Consider the following 18,832-nt stretch of genomic DNA (forward strand, 5'->3'; position numbering starts at 1 on the left):
AGAACACTATGAAAAACATCGACGTACAACAGCTCACAGAGCAATTTCCACTGGTGCAATCCCTGATCGCGCTTGAGCCAGTCACCTGGCTCAACCCCAACACCACCACTCTGGCTGCCGGTCTGCCCTATGTGGGGCTCGATAACAACAATGTGGCGGACGCTTCCGCTCGGCTGGCCCGCTTCGCCCCCTACATGTGCGAAGCCTTCCCCGAGACCCGCGCCAGCAACGGTATTCTGGAGTCCGAGATCGCCGCCATTCCGGCGATGCAGGCTACGCTCAACCGGCGCTACGGGGTTGAGGTCACCGGTCGACTGCTGCTGAAAAAAGACAGTCATCTGCCCATCTCCGGCTCCATCAAGGCGCGAGGCGGTATCTACGAGGTGCTGACTCACGCCGAACAGTTGGCGATCAAGGCGGGACTGCTCTGCGAAGATGATGACTACCGCAAGCTCTTTAGCGACGAGTTTCGCCAGTTCTTCAGCCAGTACAGCATCGCGGTAGGCTCCACCGGCAACCTTGGCATGTCCATCGGCATCATGAGCGCCAAGCTCGGCTTTACCGTCATCGTCCACATGTCAGCCGATGCGCGAGAGTGGAAGAAGCGCAAGCTGCGTGAACACGGTGTCATCGTGGTCGAATATGCCGAAGATTACGGGGTGGCGGTGGAACAGGGGCGCAAAGAGGCCGAACGCGACCCCAACTGCTTCTTTATCGACGACGAGAACTCCCGCACCCTGTTCCTCGGCTACTCGGTGGCGGGCGAGCGGGTGAAAAAGCAGTTCGACCAGATGGGTATCAAGGTGGATGCCGACCACCCGCTGTTTGTCTACCTCCCCTGCGGCGTGGGTGGCGGCCCGGGTGGCGTGGCCTTTGGTCTCAAACTCGCATTCGGGGATAACGTCCACTGCTTCTTCGCCGAGCCCACTCACTCCCCCTGCATGTTGCTGGGGGTCCACACCGGATTGCACGATGCCATTGCGGTGCAGGATCTGGGCATCGACAACCTCACCGCAGCCGACGGCCTCGCGGTAGGACGCGCCTCCGGCTTCGTCGGCCGTGCCATGGAACGGCTGCTTGATGGCTTCTACACCCTGAGCGATCAGGAGATGTATGACCTGCTGGGGCTGCTGGCACGCGATGAACAGATCACACTCGAACCTTCTGCTCTGGCGGGTATGGCCGGCCCGTGGCGGGTGGCTGCCAATCCCGAGTGGCTCACCGGGCGCGGTTTCGATGCCGCAACCATGGCACAGGCCACCCATCTGGTGTGGGCCACCGGCGGTGGCATGGTGCCCGCCGAGGAGATGGCAAAGTACCTGGCCAGCGCCAAGATCTAGGCTGTTTTGCCACATTTATCTGCAAATAAACCCGCCATCACGGCGGGTTTTCTGTTTTGGGAACAAAGGGATGGGGCAGTTCTGTCGCAATCCATGGCGACAATTTCCCCAAGTTGGTCAGTTTGTGCTAAGATGGCGCTCATTTTTTGACATCTCGCGTCACGTTCGCCGCCAGATTGCCCATCGGGCTCTCTGCCCGGGTCGTGACTTTGCACCATCATGCCTGATGATGTTCCCCCCAGGATGAGCCGACAGGCTCCCGTCAAGGTGGGCACCCTCAAAGGCACATGAGATAAGGAGATCGGGTAATGAAACAATATCAAAGCTGGCTGGGAGATTATCTGATGAGTCGACGTGACGGAGATCATGCGATGGCTTCGGAACTTGCCAACACCATCTGCGCCTTCTGGAAAGCCCAGGGTGATGAAGCAGAAACCAGCAAATGGCAGCAACGCTATCAGCAACACGTAGAGCAGGCGCAATAAGCCCCTTTACTCTTTCGCGATAAAAAAACCGGCGCACATGGCGCCGGTTTTGCATTTATGGCAAGCAGCAGATTACATCTGGTCGATCATGTCCTGAGCAAACTGGGAGCAGGAGCGCAGGGTGGCCCCTTCCATCAGACGCTCGAAGTCATAGGTGACGGTCTTGTTGCGGATCGCCGCTTCCATCCCCTTGATGATGAGATCGGCCGCTTCGACCCAGCCCATGTGGCGCAGCATCATCTCGGCGGAGAGGATGAGGGAGCCTGGATTGACCTTGTCCTGACCGGCATACTTCGGTGCAGTACCGTGGGTCGCTTCGAACAGGGCCACGCCGTCACCGATGTTGGCACCCGGTGCGATGCCGATACCGCCTACCTGAGCGGCCAGCGCGTCGGAGATGTAGTCGCCGTTGAGGTTCATACAGGCGATGACGTCATACTCGGCCGGGCGCAGCAGGATCTGCTGCAGGAAGGCATCGGCGATGACATCCTTGATGACGATGGTCTTGCCGGTTTTCGGGTTCTTGAAGGAGCACCAGGGGCCGCCGTCAATCAGCTGGGCACCGTACTCGTTCTGGGCCAGAGCATAGCCCCAATCCTTGAAGGCACCTTCGGTGAACTTCATGATGTTGCCCTTGTGCACCAGAGTCACGGAGTCACGATCGTTGTCGATGGCATACTCGATAGCGGCACGCACCAGACGCTCGGTACCAGCCTTGGACATCGGCTTGATGCCGATCCCGCAGGACTCGGGGAAGCGAATTTTCTTCACGCCCATCTCGTTTTGCAGGAAGGCGATCACCTTGTTCGCTTCGGCGCTGTCGGCCTTCCACTCGATACCGGCGTAGATGTCTTCGGCGTTTTCGCGGAAGATCACCATGTCGGTCAGATCAGGACGTTTCACCGGGCTCGGGGTGCCCTCGTAGTAACGCACCGGGCGCAGGCAGATGTAGAGATCCAGCTCCTGACGCAGGGCTACGTTGAGGGAGCGAATACCGCCACCGACCGGCGTGGTCAGCGGGCCCTTGATGGCCACGCAATATTCACGAATGAAATCTAGGGTTTCGGCCGGCAGCCAGGCACCTTCGCCATAGACATGAGTCGATTTCTCGCCGGTATAGATCTCCATCCAGGCGATCTTGCGCTCGCCCTTGTAGGCTTTCTCGACCGCAGCATTCACCACATTCAACATGGCCGGGGTTACGTCAACACCGATGCCATCCCCTTCAATAAACGGAATGATCGGATGGTTGGGAACCTGCAGCTTGCCGTTGGCATCGACTGTGATTTTCTGACCTTGGGTCGGGATTACTACTTTGCTTTCCATCGGCATCTCCTAACTTCCGTTTGTTATCAACTTGTTTGTTGCGCGCGGCCATCTTAGCCCATTCATTTTCATAATAAAACGACAAGAAAGCATGTCAGACCAAAGAGGTAGCCACCCGCCAGTACGCCGTCACCACGCCTTCCCGACACAGCCCCGTTATCCCTCCAGCTCGCTGGCCGCCGCCTGCGGCTGACTCAGGGAACGGTACTGGGAAGGAGTCAAGCCGGTCTTCTGTTTGAACACCCGGCAGAAGTAGTTCACGTCACTGTAACCGCAGCGACTGGCCACCTCTTCAAGCCGGAAGCGGTACTTTTTCAGCATGAATTTGGCCCGATCGATCCGCACCCAACTGATGTAATCGGCAAGGCGCATATGACCCTGCTCGCGGAACAGGTGGGAGAGATGGCTGGCTGAAACGTTGAAGCGGTGGGCGATGGAGTCACGGGTGATGGAGCGGTGAAAGTTCTCCTGGATATAGATGCAGATCCCGTGAAAGAGCTCTGCCCCCCGTGGCCGATCCGTGGCGGACTCCAGCAACAGCTGACGGGCACTCGCCAGCAGAGCCTGCAGCAGGTGATCATCGGTGGGGGAGCGACCGGGATCCTCGGTCAGTACGTTCAGCGCCGCCAAAATGTGTTCGATCACATGGCCCGCCCGCGCCATGATGCTGTGCTTTTGCACATCGAAGAAATCGGGATCTTCACGGCGCTTGCTCACCAGACTGAACCCCAGCTGGCGTTTGCCAAACAGCAGGCTCAGCACCGAGCAGTCGGTGGTCCAGAGCGGCTTGTTCCAGCCGTTGGGAGGGATATAGAGCACCTGTCCCGGCAATACACTGATCTCTCTGACCCCCTCCTCCCTGTCCCAAATTTGGTTGAGATACTCGCCGCTAAAGACCAGCTCGAGGCGGGGAAAGTTGACCTGATAGCTGAAACTGGGTGGCACCCCCTGTTCACTGGCAAACCAGATTTGGTCAAATGGAACCTGTTCGCTCAGGGCTCCGTCGAGCAGTTGGCTGAAGATGAGAGACATGGTGATCCTGATCAAGAGAGAGGCAAGCGGTTGCGGCGCGCACGACCGCCCATGTTATAGTCCGGTCCACAGCAGTAATGCCACCCTTTTCTGCACCCGATTTTCTTCAAACTAGACGAGGCGTCCCTTATGAGCAGTAGCGATCTGCCCTCCTTTCTGTTGATGCAAAACCCGATTCAAGGCTATGACTGGGGCAGTCATGACTCCCTCACCACCCTGTTTGGCATTCCCAACCCGCAAGGCAAACCCCAGGCCGAGCTCTGGATGGGGGCTCACCCCAACGGCTGCTCCGAGGTGACGCTGGCGGGCAGTGTGCAAAAGCTTTCTACGGTGATCGACCGGGCCCCGGCCGCCGCGCTGGGTGAGGCCACCTTCGCCCGTTTTGGCAGCCTGCCGTTCCTGTTCAAGGTGTTGTGTGCCGAGAAGGCTCTCTCCATTCAGGTGCACCCGAGCAAGGCTCAGGCCGAAGCGGGCTTTGCCAAAGAGGAGGCCGCAGGCATCGATATCAAGGCGAGCAATCGCAACTACAAGGACCCGAACCATAAGCCGGAGCTGGTCTTTGCCCTCACCCCCTATCAGGCGATGAACGGCTTTCGCGCCATTCCCGCCATTCTGGCACTGTTCGAGCGGGTCAATCTGGCGGCCATCGCCGATCTGACCGCAGCCCTTGCCGCCAGCCAGAATGAAGCGGGCCTGCAGCACTTCTTCCACCAGCTGCTGGTACTGGAAGGGGCGCGCAAGGACGAGGCGTTGGAAGGGCTGCTGGCCTATGCCGCCGCCCATCAGGATGAGGAGACGTTTGCCCTCATCACCAGTCTGGCGGCCCAGTACCCGGGAGATGTGGGCCTCTTCTCGCCGCTGCTGCTCAACGTGGTGACGCTTGAGCCCGGTCAGGCGATGTTCCTCGATGCCTGCACCCCGCACGCCTATCTGCGCGGCACCGGCCTCGAGATCATGGCCAACTCGGACAACGTGCTGCGCGCCGGTCTCACCCCCAAATACATCGATGTGGCAGAGCTCTTGGATTGCACCCGCTGCCAGGCCAAGCCGGATGACCAGATCCTGCTTGCTCCCCATGTTGAAGGATCGGTGCAACACTTCGAGGTACCGGTACCGGACTTCACCTTCAGCGTCTACCCGGCTGGCGAGCATCAGCTCACCACTGCCAGCGCCGAGATCCTGTTTGCCATCGATGACACAGTGACCCTCAAGCAGGGCGAACAGTCACTGCGTCTGGAAAAGGGGCAATCTGCCTTTATTCCTGCAGCGACTGGCACTTATCAACTGCTGGCCGAAGGGCGGGTCGCCCGCGCCGGCAACCGCTGCTAATCAGCATAAGAGCCGACTCTCGTTGGAGGGGGAATATGCCCCCCTCCCAACAGAACAATATGGCCTACCAATCAAGTCCGTCTGTATCTCTACTGCTCTCTTATGCCTACCTTCCTTCAGGCATATCACTCTGAAGCCCATCCCTGACTGCATCCTGCCCACAACCAGCTCCACAGGTTTGTCGCCTGAGCTTGGCGCACCCCTGATGCAGATGACTGGGTCTGCTGAAACGAAGAAAATTCCAGCCTGCACAAGCAACGGCGACACTCTGAGTATCCGAAAAAATGGAGGCAATAAAAATAACAACTCTATCCTCTACTATTTTCACCCCCTAATGAAAACTAAAACAGCGCATAGATGCATCATCATTAAATCTTTCCCCAGCTATCATCATTCGGTCTGTAAACATTTAGCACACGTAGTCATACAGAGCCATCAATAATGAAAACGAAAGAAATCTCTTTTGAATTTTCGAGATGCAGCCCTATTTTTTAGTCGTTCTATAATTTAATTCCAAGCAGACCATTCGATCTTTGTCGAAAATAACAACTTAAGAAAAAAGCATAACACTATGATGCGTAACATTTTTTTCTTTTACACCACACCTTCGACTGACGTAATCCGTAAAAAAGCCAGGCTGCATGAACTGACAATTCAATCAATTTAAAAGCAGGGTAATGAGAGATTTTATATTTATTTTTTGATATGCCAGCCAAACCTCATTGCAGTAAAGAAATAGACCTTAAATACCCTCTGTGATTAAGATTACTTTTATTTGATTTATTTTTAAGGTATCACATCTATTCGCCGACATAAATTTCACACAAAGATTCGCTGACAAAAATAGATAAAAGAGGATATATGCTGACAAAAATGACAATTGGGCAAAAGCTGACCATGGCGTTTACCACTCTCGCTTTGTTGATGCTGGGTTTTGCCTGGTTTGCCACTTTACAACTCTCCAATATTTACCGTGACGCCAGTGAGGTCAGCGACAATATCGTGCCCTCCATCCGGGCATCCAGCCAGATGCATGTGTCCTTGCTGGACGCTCGCCGTGCCGAACTGAACATGGTGATAGATGCACTGAGCAAGGATCCCGACTCCCTCAACAGCAGCACACAGTCTTTCGAAGCGGCAAAGAGTCAGTACATGGCCGCCGAGCAACGGTATGGATCGATGCCTTTTGTGTCGGAGCGAGATCGCAACATGTTTGCAGAGCTGAAAACTGCAGCAGCCAAATATTTTTCAGCTCATGGTGACTTGGAAACAGCCATACGGCAGGGAGATATTGCCAAGGTGCAGTCGCTGATCAAAAACGAATCTCGTGCAGCCCTCGAGCAGGCAGGACAGGATGGTCTGGAGCTGCGCAAGGAGAACGATCGGGTTGCCAACCTGCTGACCAAGCAGAGTGAGGCCTCCTATGAACGGGCAAAACTGCTGAGCACTACAGTCGGTGCGCTAACCTTGCTGTTCGTCGTTATTGTGGCCTGGCTGCTGATCCGGCAGATCCGCAATCCAGTGATGACCCTGCTGGAGCAGACCCGCCAGGTGGCGGCAGGCAACCTCACCAGCCAACTCGACATGAAGCAATTCTCCCATGACGAGCTGGGTAAGCTGGCTCAAGGGTTCAACGAGATGCAATCCAATCTGCGCATGCTGGTCAACGAGGTTTCCGGCTCGGTAGTGCAGTTGGGTGCGGCCGCCGAAGAGATCAGCGCGGTGGCACAGCAATCGGCCAACAACATGGGCGCCCAGCAACATGAGCTCAATCAGCTGGCCACAGCCATGAACGAGATGCAAGCCACGGTACAGGAGGTGGCCCGCAACACCAACGACGCCGCCAGCGCAGCAACGTCAGCCAGCGACACAGCCGCACAAGGCAGCGAGACCGTCAATGACTCAATCGGCAGGATTGAAAAGGTGGCTACCGCCATCGAAGAGACTGCTCTGGTGATCCGCCAGCTGGGTGATGACAGCCGAAATATCGGCATGGTGCTTGAAGTCATTCAGGGGATTGCCGAGCAAACCAACCTGCTGGCACTGAATGCGGCAATCGAGGCAGCCCGAGCCGGTGAACAAGGTCGTGGTTTCGCCGTGGTAGCAGATGAAGTCCGCACTCTGGCCAAACGAACCCAAGACTCCACTTCCCAGATCAACCACATCATCTCCGAACTGCAGCAGCGTGCTAACGAAGCGGGCGTCACCATGCAACAGAGTCAGGATATGATGTCCGAGACGGTCCACACTGCTCGCGAAGCGGGAGCCTCTATTGCCGAAATAAGCAGCTCGGTTAACAGTATCTCTCACATGAATATTCAGATTGCCACCGCAACTGAAGAGCAGGGGGCGGTAAGCGAGGAGCTCAATCGCAATGTAGTCAACATCAGCAATGCCTCGGAAGAGGTGGCGACCGGCGCCAAACAAATGGCTCAGGCTTGCAACGACCTCAACCTGTTGGCAACACAACTGCAGGAGGTTGTACGCAAGTTTCGGACATAACGCCCGATTGCCCCCCTCATTCATCAGCCCAATAAGGCTGAAGCACTAAACAGCCCGCCATTCATAAAAGTGGCGGGCTTTGTCAAATAAGGAACCATACAAAACCCGAAAACACCAATGCTGCACATAACAAGTGATCAGTGGAGGGATTAACTCACATCAAGAGCAGCCCCCCCTCTTTCTGATTGTTCTCTCAACGCTTTTTGCCAGCATCTTCACATTTTCCGCCCTCAAAGCAGCACACAAATCTCCATACCTCCGAAGGCGAAACCTTTTCGTCGCACTCATGTAAGTAGCAAGATCAACTCGCAACACATTATTTTTATTTAAAAAAATAAAGGTATCGGTATAAATTGGCTTTCATGATGATATGCGAGCTGGGTCACATGGCGACCTGAACAGCACAAAAATCCAGTAAACGGCACATTTGTCCGATTTCGGCACCGCGCCAACGGGAGAACAATATCCAAGTCAATTGTTCCCCCCATCATGCGGCTCGGCAACGGAGCCAGGAGTGTAATATGTTACCCACCATGACCAACGGCAGACTCATCTGCCTGGAGTTGAAGGCCACCAGCAAGGAGGCCCTGTTCGACGAGATGGCACAGATGCTGGCGCGCGATGGCGCCGTGTCTGATCAACAACAATTCGTCAAGGATATCTGGGCCCGCGAACAGCTGGACTGCACCGGCTTCGAGCAGGGTGTCGCCCTGCCCCACGCCAAGAGCAAGGCGGTCAGCCGTCCGGCCATTGCCATCGGTGTCAGCCGTCAGGGTATCGAGTACGGCGCCGAAGATGGCAAGCCGACCCAGCTGATCTTCATGATCGCCTCCCCGGATGGCGGCGCCAACCACCACATCGAAGTGCTGGCCGAGCTATCTACCCGTCTGCTGGAGCCGGGCTTTATCGAGCAGATGAAGGCGGCCACTACCGTCGAGCAAGCCCTGACCCTGCTCAAGCAAGGCCCGAAAGCGGAAAAACCGGCGCCAGCCGCCAAACCGGCAGCCACTGCCCCGGCGGCCCCGGAAGAGCGCACCTTCAAGGATCGCCTCAATACCATGAAGCAGCACCTGCTGTTTGGTACCTCCCACATGATCCCCTTCATCGTGGCGGGCGGTGTACTGCTGTCACTGTCGGTGATGATGAGCGGCAAGGGCGCCGTGCCGGAAGCGGGCTTCCTCAAAGACATGGCGACTATGGGTATCGCCGGTCTGACTCTGTTTACTGCCGTACTGGGTGGCTACATCGCCTACTCGCTGGCTGACAAGCCGGGCCTGGCCCCGGGCATGATCGGCTCCTGGATTGCCGTTCAGCACTATCAAACCGGTTTCCTCGGCGCCATTCTGGTGGGCTTTATCGCAGGTTTCGTGGTCAATCAGCTCAAACGGATCAAGCTGCCTGACTCCATGACCTCCCTTGGTTCTATCTTCATCTATCCGCTGATCGGTACCTTCCTGGTGTGTGGCATTGTGATGTGGGGGATCGGTGCCCCGATCGCCGCCATGATGGAAGGGATGAACCACTGGCTCTCCAGCATGGCGGGCTCAGGTAAAGTGATGCTGGGTGCCATTCTGGGTGGTATGACCGCCTTCGATATGGGCGGCCCGGTCAACAAGGTTGCGACCCTGTTTGCCCAGACTCAGGTCAACACCCAGCCCTGGCTGATGGGCGGCGTCGGTATCGCCATCTGTGTGCCGCCGCTGGGTATGGCGCTGGCGACCTTCATGTCTCCGAAGCGTTACAAGAAAGAGGAGCGTGAATCCGGTAAAGCGGCCGCCATCATGGGCATGATCGGTATCAGTGAAGGTGCCATCCCGTTTGCCGCTGCTGACCCCATGCGTGTTATCCCGGCCATCGTCGCAGGCGGCATCGTCGGCAACATCACTGGCTTTATGATGCACAGTATCAACCACGCCCCCTGGGGTGGCTGGATTGTCCTGCCGGTTGTTGAAGGCAAGATGGGCTACATCCTGGGTACCATCCTCGGCGCCCTGACCACCGCCATCATCGTCAACCTGCTGAAAAAGCCGGTGAGCGAAGAAGATGACGTGACCACCACCCAAACCAGCTTCGAGATCATTGAAGCGGAAGGGGAAGCAGACGTACTGGCCATCACTGCCTGCCCGTCTGGCGTGGCCCACACCTTCCTCGCCGCCAAGAGCCTGCAGAAGGCTGCCGCCAAGCAGGGGATCAAGCTCAAGGTCGAGACCCAGGGCGCCAACGGCATCATCAACCGCATTACCGCCAAAGATGTCGCCAATGCACGCTATGTCATCTTCGCCCACGACGTGGCTATCAAGAACCGCGAGCGCTTCACCAATATCGAGGTCATCGATGTGAAGACCAAGGAGGCGATTCACAATCCGGAAGCGCTGCTGGCCCGCACGCTGGGCAACAAGGTAAACGCCGCCTGATAACCGTCAGACTCCACCTATAACAAGGGGCCCATCACGGGCCCCTTTTCGTTACCTGCCGAGCAACCGCATATCATCCCACCGACCAAGCCACTGATTTAAAACATATTAACCTGTCACATCACGGATCTTGGCGAGCCGTCACAGAACGGTGACGTGTAAAAAAACAGCAATTGAAGCGCTGGTCAGATCTCATGTCAAATGGCTCCGCCTACTAAACTGGAGCATCACAAAAATGATAAAAATCAATAAATTGGTTCTGGCTGTTACCCTCACCCTCACGACTACCCCCTTGCTGGCCGCCCACTGGGCGTGTGGCGACCACGTGCGCTTTGGTCTGCCCTCCGAATCGGATCAGAAGCTCTGTCGTGAAGGGTATGCCGTCGGCTACAACTACGACTACAAGGTGGCGGACTGGGTCTCCTACCGGATGACCGCCCAGAGCGCACAGGGCACAGTGCCCCGCAAGGATGCCTTCGCCGAGGACAGGGAGATCCCGGTTGCCTACCGCGCCACCCTCTCCGACTACAAGGGCTCGGGCTACGACCGTGGCCATCAGGCCCCGGCGGGGGACATGAAATCGAACAAGAACACTATGAAAGAGAGCTTCCTGTTGAGCAACATGACGCCGCAGATCGGGGTGCTCAACCAGAAGGCGTGGCGCGTGCTGGAGGACAAGGTGAACAAGTGGGCGGTCTCCCGCAAGGATGTGCAGGTGATCACCGGCCCCATCTTTACCGGCTCTGAAGAGTCCATCGGTCAGGGTGTGGCGATCCCGAGCGCCTACTACAAGATCGTGATGGACCCGGCCAGACTGCAGGCCATCGCCTTTATCATGCCGCAGGAAGAGGTGCCCATCAGCCAGATCGCCGACTACCGGGTCTCGGTACGTGAGGTGGAGGAGCAAACCCAGCTCAACTTCTTCAGCGATATGCCCGAAGAGCAGCAAGAGACGCTGGAAGCCCGCGTCGCCCCGATGTGGAACTGACCGCGAATACTCATCAGCAGATAGATTGACACACCATCTGTCTTGCATCGCAACAGAGGGAGGGGGAGTCACGCTCCCCCTGTTTCAGATGGCTGCTGACCCGTTGCGGCCATTTTTGCGGCCACTGGTGTGGCATCACCCGACGACCCGCTCCGACTCACAGTTTGCCACGCCGTTAGCTGCTATATTGCCCCCTCTTTGGCACTAACAGACTGAATTGACGCACATTTGCCTCGTCGCATCGGCCCGCAAGCCGCTGCGCCACGGCGCGATTCAGCCCGACAGAGGACCTTTTGATGAAACAGACCCTTCTTGCCCTCACCCTCGGCGGCCTGCTGGCGCTCTCCCCCCTCGCCCTGCAAGCGGCCGAGAGCTCGATGCAGATGGAGCACGACCTCAATACCCTGGTCAGCAAACGCCAGGCGGTGGACATGCTGCTCGGCGAAGCGCTGCAGATCTACAAGTCGCCTGCCAAGATCTCCCACGCCGGTTTTACCGCCAAGATGCCGAGCAATATGGAGCTGGTGACCGAGCGGCTGCTGGCAGCCTACCAGCTTGAACCCTACCGCACCGACCTGCTCATCTCGGCGGCCAACGCCCAGATCTACAACGGCAACCTGAGCCGCGCCATCACCTTGCTGGAGCAGGCGCAGGCCGTCGCCCCAGATGATCTCGACATCAACAGCTATCTCGCCATCTGGCAGCTGGTGAAGGGTAACAAGGAGGCCTCCCGCAGCTATCTGGCGAAAGTGGCGGATCGCAACAGTGGCCGCGCCGCCGATCTGGAGGAGATCATCGCCCGGGTACAGCGGATCACCGCCGCCCCGCTGCAGACCGAACTGACCGAGGATCAGGTCAAGGCCAGCAGGGAGGGCAAGCGCGCCATCGTCACCCTGGGCTACGCCCTCAATCCCGACGGCAGCATGGACAAGATCCTGCTGGGCCGCCTGCAAACCACCCTTGAGCTGGCCAAAGCCGACCCGGAAGCGCTGATCATCCTGACCGGCGGCGTGCCCCAGAACCGCCAGACCGAGGGCAAGCTGATGGCCGACTGGCTGGCCAACCACGGCATCGACCGCAGCCGCCTGATTGAAGAGAACTACGCCACCAGCACGGTGGATAACGCCCTCTATAGCGCCTATGCCCTCGCCCGCCACCAAATTGACTATGCGGTGCTGGTAAGCTCCGCCAGCCATGTGCGCCGCGGTCAGACGGTGCTGGAAATCGCCTGCGACCAGATTGGCCCGGCCAACATCAAGGTGGCGAGCGTCAGCTACCCCGACAAACCCCTCGAGGAGCTGGCCACCCCGAGCGAGAGCGAGCTGCTCGGCATCTACCGCGACGCCCTGCGCACCTACGGCATGTGGAGCTACCGATCAGCACCGCTGATCGAGCGTTGATCGACAATCAACACGAAAAAGAGAGAGAGGCGTGATGCCTCCCTCTCTTTTTATTGACCGATGATTGGCTGATCCGCGCCCGTTAGCTGACGATAAAGCCCTGCGAGGGGGCCGCTTTAGGATCATCACCGAAGCGGTTTGGTCCCTGCTGGCCATTGCAGACCATAAAGTAGATAAGCACCAGAGTACCGATAATGGGGATAAGCCCGAGCAGCAGCCACCAAGCGCTGCGATCGGTATCGTGCAGGCGACGGGCCGCCACCGCCAGCGATGGCAGCAGCACCGCTAGCGAATAGATGGAGCTTATCAGCTCATTGTCGCCGCCGATCAGCTTGTCCACCATGCCGAGCAACAGCATGACGATGACGTTGCACAGCACAAACATCCAGTATTCGGTGCGATGGGCCCGCCCGCTGAATACCGCATATTGCTTGAGGACCGAGATATACCAGTTCATTGCGCCTCCTGAGTGGCCTTTATGCCTATGAATAAAAAGAGAGTCGATAAAACAAGTAGTTAAGAGCTTAGCGCGATCATCCCCCCGAGTCGACAATGATGCCCGAACGCCTCCCAAACTAATCAGCTGCGGCAATCATTGACCGACCGAGCCGGAAGATAATTTGCCCTTCAACAGGGCAAATCACCCCCATCAGCGCATCACTCTCGTCACAAGCAGGAAAATGGTGCTTAATAATCCATTAGCAATCGTATGGACTCAGCGTGAGGATAGCGGTAGATTCGGCGCCCAATCCTGAACAGGATCTGTGTCTCCCTCCCATAATGAATCCACTTATTCATTACTTCTCCTAACACAGGGATAGCCATGAGTATTACACGCAGAGATTTTCTCAACGGCGTTGCCATCACCATTGCGGCAGGCGTCGCTCCCATCAATCTGCTCAAGGCTGCCGAAGGCGGCAGCACGCTGGCGGATAAAACCCTAGCCTACCCGCCCGCCCTCACCGGGCTGCGCGGCAATCACCCGGGCTCCTTCGAACCGGCCCACAGCATCGCCCGTGACGGTAAGCAGTATGACTTTGCCAATATTCCCCTTGAGGGAGAATACGATCTGGTGATCGTCGGCGCCGGGATCAGCGGTCTGGCCGCCGCCTGCTTCTATCAGCAACTGCTCGGCGCGGATAAAAAGATCCTGCTGCTCGACAACCACGACGACTTTGGCGGCCACGCCAAGCGCAACGAGTTCACCACCCCCGATGGCCTGCGTCTGGGTTACGGCGGCAGTGAATCCCTGCAATCACCGCGTTCGGTCTACAGCCCGGTTGCGCTCGGTCTGCTCAAGGCGCTGGAGGTCAACATCGACGAGCTGGCCGCCGGTTTCCAGCAGACCTTCTATCCGGATCTGGGGCTGAGCCGCGGCGTCTATTTCGACGAGAAGCACTTTGGCGTCAACAAGATAGTGAACGGCGATCCGGGTCACAACGTGGCGGATGACATCCCGCGCGATCGCCTGAATGGCCGGCCGCTGGCAGAGTTTATCGGTGACTTCCCCCTCGATGATGCCGACAAGGCCGCCCTGTTGGCCCTGCACGAATCGAAGATCGACTACCTGAGCGGCATGACCCGCGAGCAGCAGGACGAGTGGGTCACCCGCAACAGCTACACCACCTTCCTGCGCGATAAAGTGGGTCTCAGCGAGCGGGCGATCACTTACTTCCAGCAGCGCACCAACGACTTCCAGGCGGTCGGCATCGACGCCACCGCCTGCGCCGATGCGCGCCTCTGCGCCTTGCCGGGTTTCGACGGCCTCAATCTGACGCCGCTGGATGCCGAGGAGCAGGCGGAGCTGGACGATCCCTACATTTTCCACTTCCCCGATGGCAACGCCGGTCTCACCCGCCTGATGGTACGCAAGCTCATTCCGCAGGTGGCGCCGGGTCACACCATGCAGGATGTGGTGCTGGCCAAGTTTGACTACAGCAAACTCGACCTGCCGGAGCACAAGGTGCAACTGCGCCTTGGCAGCACGGCGTTGCAGGCCAAAAACGTGCGCCTCGCCGACGGCAAGCTGGCGGTGGATGTCACCTACATCAAGGAGGGGAAACTGCACCGGGTGCGGGCCAAGCAGTCGATCATGGCTGGCTACAACATGATGATCCCCTACATGGTGCCCGAGATGCCGGAGCCCCAGAAGGAGGCGCTGCGCCAGAATGCCAAGGCGCCGCTGGTCTACACCAAGGTGGTGATCAAGAACTGGCAAGCCTTCGTCAAGCTCGGGGTGCACGAGGTCTACTCCCCCGCCGCACCCTACAGCCGGGTCAAGCTCGACTATCCGGTCAGCATGGGTGGCTATGAGCATCCCAAGAGCCCGGATCAGCCGATGTGCCTGCACATGGTCTATGTACCGACCCTGCCGGGCAGCGGCCTCTCGGCACGCGAACAGTCCCGCAAGGGGCGCGCCATGATCCTCGGCATGCCGTTCGAACAGCATGAGCAGATGATCCGCAAGCAGTTGCAGGGGATGCTGGGCAGCGCCGGTTTCAACCATGAGCAGGATATCCTCGCCATCACGGTCAACCGCTGGTCTCACGGTTACTCCTATGTCACCAACACCCTGTTTGATGACGAAGCGCAGTGCGAAAAATGGATTGAACTGGGTCGCCAGCCGATCGGCAACATCACCATCGCCAACTCGGATGCAGGCTGGAGCCCCTACGCCCACGCCGCCATCGACGAAGCATGGCGCGCCGTCAACGAGCTGGTAGCCATTAGCAAGGGAGGTGCCCAATGAGCCGCGCCCTGTCACTGACCGCCAGCGCCCTGCTGCTGGCCCTGCCCGCCCTTGCCGCCAACGCAGCCCCCGCCATGTCTGCGGGGGAATACGTGGCCAAGCTCGGCGATTGCGCTGCCTGTCACACCAGCGAAACCAGAAAGCCGCTGGCGGGCGGCAAAGGGTTCCCAACCCCCATCGGCACCGTATTTGCCACCAACATCACCCCCGACAAGACCCACGGTATCGGCAACTACAGCCTGCCGGAGTTCATCAAGGTGATGCGTGAAGGGGTGGCCCGCGATGGTCATCGCCTCTATCCGGCCATGCCCTACACCGCCTACACCAAGATGAGCGATAAGGATCTCGAAGATCTCTATCACTACCTGATGAAGGAGGTACAGCCGCTGGCCATCGCCAACAAGGAGAGTGACATCCCCTGGCCCCTCAACATGCGCTGGCCGCTGATGGGCTGGAACTGGGTCTACCACGATGACAGCCGCTTCACCCCGGTGGCTGGCAAGAGCGAAGAGTGGAACCGCGGCGCCTATCTGGTGCAGGGTGCCGGTCACTGCGGCAGCTGCCACACCCCACGCGGATTGGGGATGCAGGAGAAAGCGCTGACCGAGGCGGATCCCGTCTACCTGAGCGGGGCGGCGCTGGATGGCTGGTATGCCCCCGATATTCGCGGCAGCCGTTACAGCAAGCAGGCGCTGATCGACCTGCTGAAAACCGGCCGCAGCCAGCATGAAGCGGTCGCGGGCCCCATGGGGGAAGTGATCACTCACAGCAGCCAGTATTTCAGCGACGCCGATCTGGCCAGCATCGCCACCTATCTGACCGATCTGAAAGATGAGCCGGTCGTGGAGAAAGGGGCCCGTGCCTACGCCAGTGCCAGCGGCAAGGCGGACTACGCCATGTACTGCTCCACCTGTCACGGGGTCAACGGCCAGGGCAATGACCACGTCATCCCTTCGCTGGTCAACAACCGCACCGTGCTGGCGAGCGATCCGTCGAGCCTGATCAACGTGCTGCTGCACGGCGCCGAAACACCGGTTACCCACGACCATCTGGGTTACCACATGCCGGGCTATGGCTGGACCATGGATGACGAGCGGCTCGCCGAGCTGGTCAACACCCTGCGCGCCTCCTGGGGCAATGAAGGCACCGCCGTCAAGGCGGCGGCGGTCAAAGCCCAGCGCGAGCTGCACGGTAAGGAGTAAGGGCTGTCAGCTCTCTCTTGGCCAAGTGCCATAAAAAACGGGCCTCCACTGGAGGCCCGTTTGCTATTGATGAACCACGTTCCGGTACTTATCCCTTGCGGGATTTGGGCCCCGGCAGCGGCGCCGTTGGCTGGCGGTAATCGCCATAGGGGAAGATATTGCGAAAGCGCTGGGCCACCGGTTCGGGGATGGAGCGGGAGAAGATCAGCTTGACGCCATCGCCATCGCGCTGCCCCACAATGCGACCGCGCACCGTGTCGTGGCGCAGGATCTGCTTGGCATGCTCAATAAAGGCGGGTGACACCTTGCCCTGCTTGACCACTACCTTGCCGGGGGCAAGGCGGATTTCGAACAGGGCACCACGCCCCAGCTTCATCAACCACCAGATCAGGGCTATCGCCACTATCAAGGAAATCCAGGCCATCTTCATCCCTCCCAAGCTCTTGATATAAGGCAGTATAAGCGGCCGAGCGTTCCGATTGTTTGGCGCCGATCACAGCCCCCGCCTCAACGTAATAGCGCCTCTTTGCTCAGCAATCCTTGCCCCAGCCCACCAGCGTCTCGCGATAGAGCGCCAGCAAGGCTTCATCGCGCACCGCCACCCCGACCTGCTGCGGGCGATAGGCTGCCCAATCATCGTGGGAGTGACGTTTGCCATCGAACTTTTGCAGGGTGTGGCCGATGGCCGGGCCGCTGGTAATCACCCGCACCGGCCCCTCGCGCAGGGTAAAGAGGGTCGGGTCAATGACATAGGCGATGGCGGACGGATCGTGAACGTGGCAACCAGAGAGCCCCAGCTTCTCGGAGTAGAAGCGCAGGTAGAAGCGGCTGACATCCCACAGGAAGCGGCCCGGCTCCCCCGCCTTGTCCCTGAGCTCATCCAGATAGGCGCTGCTGAAGAAGCTCTGCTGGGTCACATCCAGCCCGATGATCACCACCGGCCAATCGGCGGTAAAGACCCTGTCGGCGGCATCGGGATCGTCGTGGATATTGGCTTCGGCATAGGGGGTGACGTTGCCACGATGGCCGTTGACGCCAAAGGCGCCGCCCATCACTACCACCTGTTTCACCAGCGAGACAATCTCGGGGGCCTGTTGCAGCGCCAGCGCCAGATTGGTCAGCGGGCCGATAGTGACGAGGGTGATCTCCCCCGGCGCGGCTTTCACCGCCTCGACTATGTACTGCCAGGCAGGACGGGGATCCGGGGTTATGGTCACCTCCCCCGCCTCCATGTCGCCAAAGCCGCTCGGGCCGTGGACTATGGTGGTGGGGCCGACCGGCTCGCGCAGCAGCGGGGCGGCAGCGCCTTTGGCCACATCCGCCTTCATGCCGTACTTCTGCTTGAGCCAGAGGGCGTTGCGGGTGCCATTGTCGATGGTGGCGTTACCAAAAACTGTGGTGATGGCGAGCAGCTCGATGGCGGGGTGGGCCTCGGCAAACAGGATGGCCATGGCATCGTCGATACCCGGATCGGTATCCAGAATGATTTTATGGGTCATGATAAATTCCTACGGTGACAAACCCTGCGACAAAAGGGAGAGTCTACCCGGCTGACACCCCCATATCCCGGCATGGGATCACAGAGCGGGCCTTTGCTCTCGGCAACGACACGCTGCTGGCGACAATCTGCACAAGAAACGGCGCGGCCCTGTTGCCAGCGCCGCGCCCTTTATCGTTGTTCGTTATCTGCTATCTGGCAGTGATCTGCCTTACTCCGACCCTCAGTGCTTGCGGTGCCAGCGCGGTGAGGTCGCCTTCTCCCCCCAGGGGGTGACGCAGGGGAGCAGCGCCCCTTCAATCACCATCTCGCTGCCTGCCAGCGCTTCGGCGATCTTCTGGTGCAGCACCCGCAGTACCTTGCCCTCGTGCTCGGCCAGAGAGTGGCCCGCGGCAAAGAATTCCGGCTGATATTGCAGTGCCAGCTTCTGGGCGAATTCGTAGGTGTTGAAGCAATCCGGCATCCGCTCAACCACATCTTCAAGTCGGGCCAACAAGCTGTTCAGTTCCCTGGTCATAGTGCTCTCTCCGTGTAGGTTAATAGCCAAAAACTACCCCTTATTGGATA

15 protein-coding genes are annotated in these 18,832 nt (G+C 58.5%); 9 read left to right on the top strand and 6 right to left on the bottom strand.

Annotated features, from left to right (window positions below):
* The first annotated feature begins 8 nt into the window (after nt 1-8).
* Together I6L47_RS06060 and I6L47_RS06065 are read left to right on the top strand one after the other, a co-directional pair.
* Nucleotides 9-1,340: a D-serine ammonia-lyase gene (locus tag I6L47_RS06060; protein WP_216948895.1), complete on the top strand. Its 1,332-nt coding sequence runs from the start codon at nt 9-11 to the stop codon at nt 1,338-1,340.
* Between the two features lie 308 nt (nt 1,341-1,648).
* Nucleotides 1,649-1,825, top strand: coding sequence for a hypothetical protein (locus I6L47_RS06065; protein ID WP_005337712.1), 177 nt, complete (start codon nt 1,649-1,651; stop codon nt 1,823-1,825).
* A 72-nt stretch (nt 1,826-1,897) separates the two neighbouring features.
* Here the strand turns inward: I6L47_RS06065 and icd are convergent, their stop codons facing one another.
* Together icd and I6L47_RS06075 are read right to left on the bottom strand one after the other, a co-directional pair.
* On the bottom strand, nt 1,898-3,151 hold the full coding sequence (gene icd, locus I6L47_RS06070; RefSeq protein WP_043821327.1) for an NADP-dependent isocitrate dehydrogenase: 1,254 nt from the start codon (nt 3,149-3,151) through the stop codon (nt 1,898-1,900).
* 156 nt (nt 3,152-3,307) lie between these two features.
* Nucleotides 3,308-4,183, bottom strand: coding sequence for an AraC family transcriptional regulator (locus tag I6L47_RS06075; RefSeq protein ID WP_216948896.1), 876 nt, complete (start codon nt 4,181-4,183; stop codon nt 3,308-3,310).
* Between the two features lie 129 nt (nt 4,184-4,312).
* On the opposite strand from I6L47_RS06075, the gene manA reads away from it, so the two are divergent.
* The 5 genes from manA to I6L47_RS06100 all read left to right on the top strand — a co-directional run bounded on the left by manA (nt 4,313) and on the right by I6L47_RS06100 (nt 12,816).
* A complete protein-coding gene (gene manA / locus I6L47_RS06080; RefSeq protein WP_216948897.1) occupies nt 4,313-5,512 on the top strand; it encodes a mannose-6-phosphate isomerase, class I in 1,200 nt (399 codons plus the stop codon).
* Nucleotides 5,513-6,373: 861 nt separating this feature from the next.
* On the top strand, nt 6,374-8,014 hold the full coding sequence (locus I6L47_RS06085) for a methyl-accepting chemotaxis protein (RefSeq protein ID WP_058058859.1): 1,641 nt from the start codon (nt 6,374-6,376) through the stop codon (nt 8,012-8,014).
* 521 nt (nt 8,015-8,535) lie between these two features.
* Nucleotides 8,536-10,428 (top strand): PTS fructose transporter subunit EIIC, encoded by a 1,893-nt coding sequence (locus tag I6L47_RS06090; protein WP_216948898.1) that lies wholly within the window; start codon nt 8,536-8,538, stop codon nt 10,426-10,428.
* 235 nt (nt 10,429-10,663) lie between these two features.
* The gene (locus I6L47_RS06095; protein WP_216948899.1) at nt 10,664-11,416 is read left to right on the top strand and encodes a DNA/RNA non-specific endonuclease; all 753 of its coding nucleotides are present in this window, start codon (nt 10,664-10,666) and stop codon (nt 11,414-11,416) included.
* A gap of 296 nt (nt 11,417-11,712) precedes the next feature.
* Nucleotides 11,713-12,816, top strand: a complete 1,104-nt coding sequence (locus I6L47_RS06100; protein WP_111899504.1) for a YdcF family protein — start codon at nt 11,713-11,715, stop codon at nt 12,814-12,816.
* A gap of 82 nt (nt 12,817-12,898) precedes the next feature.
* On the opposite strand, the gene I6L47_RS06105 is transcribed toward I6L47_RS06100, so the two are convergent.
* On the bottom strand, nt 12,899-13,273 hold the full coding sequence (locus tag I6L47_RS06105; protein WP_216948900.1) for a DUF805 domain-containing protein: 375 nt from the start codon (nt 13,271-13,273) through the stop codon (nt 12,899-12,901).
* Nucleotides 13,274-13,639: 366 nt separating this feature from the next.
* On the opposite strand from I6L47_RS06105, the gene I6L47_RS06110 reads away from it, so the two are divergent.
* Both I6L47_RS06110 and I6L47_RS06115 read left to right on the top strand, forming a co-directional pair.
* Nucleotides 13,640-15,565 (top strand): FAD/NAD(P)-binding protein, encoded by a 1,926-nt coding sequence (locus I6L47_RS06110; RefSeq protein ID WP_216948901.1) that lies wholly within the window; start codon nt 13,640-13,642, stop codon nt 15,563-15,565.
* Nucleotides 15,562-16,767, top strand: coding sequence for a cytochrome c (locus I6L47_RS06115; protein WP_216948902.1), 1,206 nt, complete (start codon nt 15,562-15,564; stop codon nt 16,765-16,767). The genes I6L47_RS06110 and I6L47_RS06115 overlap by 4 nt, the downstream gene beginning before the upstream one ends.
* Nucleotides 16,768-16,855: 88 nt before the next feature.
* On the opposite strand, the gene I6L47_RS06120 is transcribed toward I6L47_RS06115, so the two are convergent.
* The 3 genes from I6L47_RS06120 to I6L47_RS06130 all read right to left on the bottom strand — a co-directional run bounded on the left by I6L47_RS06120 (nt 16,856) and on the right by I6L47_RS06130 (nt 18,782).
* Complete coding sequence (locus I6L47_RS06120; protein ID WP_005353195.1) at nt 16,856-17,191, bottom strand: DUF3634 family protein; 336 nt, start codon at nt 17,189-17,191, stop codon at nt 16,856-16,858.
* Nucleotides 17,192-17,297: 106 nt separating this feature from the next.
* Nucleotides 17,298-18,266 (bottom strand): nucleoside hydrolase, encoded by a 969-nt coding sequence (locus tag I6L47_RS06125; protein ID WP_101529747.1) that lies wholly within the window; start codon nt 18,264-18,266, stop codon nt 17,298-17,300.
* Between the two features lie 222 nt (nt 18,267-18,488).
* Complete coding sequence (locus I6L47_RS06130) at nt 18,489-18,782, bottom strand: hypothetical protein (protein ID WP_005353197.1); 294 nt, start codon at nt 18,780-18,782, stop codon at nt 18,489-18,491.
* Nucleotides 18,783-18,832: the final 50 nt, after the last annotated feature.

Origin of the sequence: Aeromonas sp. FDAARGOS 1417, assembly GCF_019046985.1 — a bacterium.
In the GTDB taxonomy this organism is placed as follows: Bacteria; Pseudomonadota; Gammaproteobacteria; order Enterobacterales; family Aeromonadaceae; genus Aeromonas; species Aeromonas veronii.

What these genes read in the sequence shown, in the direction of transcription:
- I6L47_RS06130 (WP_005353197.1), bottom strand. Translation starts at nt 18,782, where the DNA reads ATGACCAGGGAACTGAACAGCTTGTTGGCCCGACTTGAAGATGTGGTT.
- I6L47_RS06065 (WP_005337712.1), top strand. Translation starts at nt 1,649, where the DNA reads ATGAAACAATATCAAAGCTGGCTGGGAGATTATCTGATGAGTCGACGT.
- I6L47_RS06125 (WP_101529747.1), bottom strand. Translation starts at nt 18,266, where the DNA reads ATGACCCATAAAATCATTCTGGATACCGATCCGGGTATCGACGATGCC.
- I6L47_RS06090 (WP_216948898.1), top strand. Translation starts at nt 8,536, where the DNA reads ATGTTACCCACCATGACCAACGGCAGACTCATCTGCCTGGAGTTGAAG.
- I6L47_RS06120 (WP_005353195.1), bottom strand. Translation starts at nt 17,191, where the DNA reads ATGGCCTGGATTTCCTTGATAGTGGCGATAGCCCTGATCTGGTGGTTG.
- I6L47_RS06095 (WP_216948899.1), top strand. Translation starts at nt 10,664, where the DNA reads ATGATAAAAATCAATAAATTGGTTCTGGCTGTTACCCTCACCCTCACG.
- I6L47_RS06085 (WP_058058859.1), top strand. Translation starts at nt 6,374, where the DNA reads ATGCTGACAAAAATGACAATTGGGCAAAAGCTGACCATGGCGTTTACC.
- I6L47_RS06115 (WP_216948902.1), top strand. Translation starts at nt 15,562, where the DNA reads ATGAGCCGCGCCCTGTCACTGACCGCCAGCGCCCTGCTGCTGGCCCTG.
- I6L47_RS06110 (WP_216948901.1), top strand. Translation starts at nt 13,640, where the DNA reads ATGAGTATTACACGCAGAGATTTTCTCAACGGCGTTGCCATCACCATT.
- I6L47_RS06075 (WP_216948896.1), bottom strand. Translation starts at nt 4,183, where the DNA reads ATGTCTCTCATCTTCAGCCAACTGCTCGACGGAGCCCTGAGCGAACAG.
- I6L47_RS06105 (WP_216948900.1), bottom strand. Translation starts at nt 13,273, where the DNA reads ATGAACTGGTATATCTCGGTCCTCAAGCAATATGCGGTATTCAGCGGG.
- I6L47_RS06060 (WP_216948895.1), top strand. Translation starts at nt 9, where the DNA reads ATGAAAAACATCGACGTACAACAGCTCACAGAGCAATTTCCACTGGTG.
- icd (WP_043821327.1), bottom strand. Translation starts at nt 3,151, where the DNA reads ATGGAAAGCAAAGTAGTAATCCCGACCCAAGGTCAGAAAATCACAGTC.
- manA (WP_216948897.1), top strand. Translation starts at nt 4,313, where the DNA reads ATGAGCAGTAGCGATCTGCCCTCCTTTCTGTTGATGCAAAACCCGATT.
- I6L47_RS06100 (WP_111899504.1), top strand. Translation starts at nt 11,713, where the DNA reads ATGAAACAGACCCTTCTTGCCCTCACCCTCGGCGGCCTGCTGGCGCTC.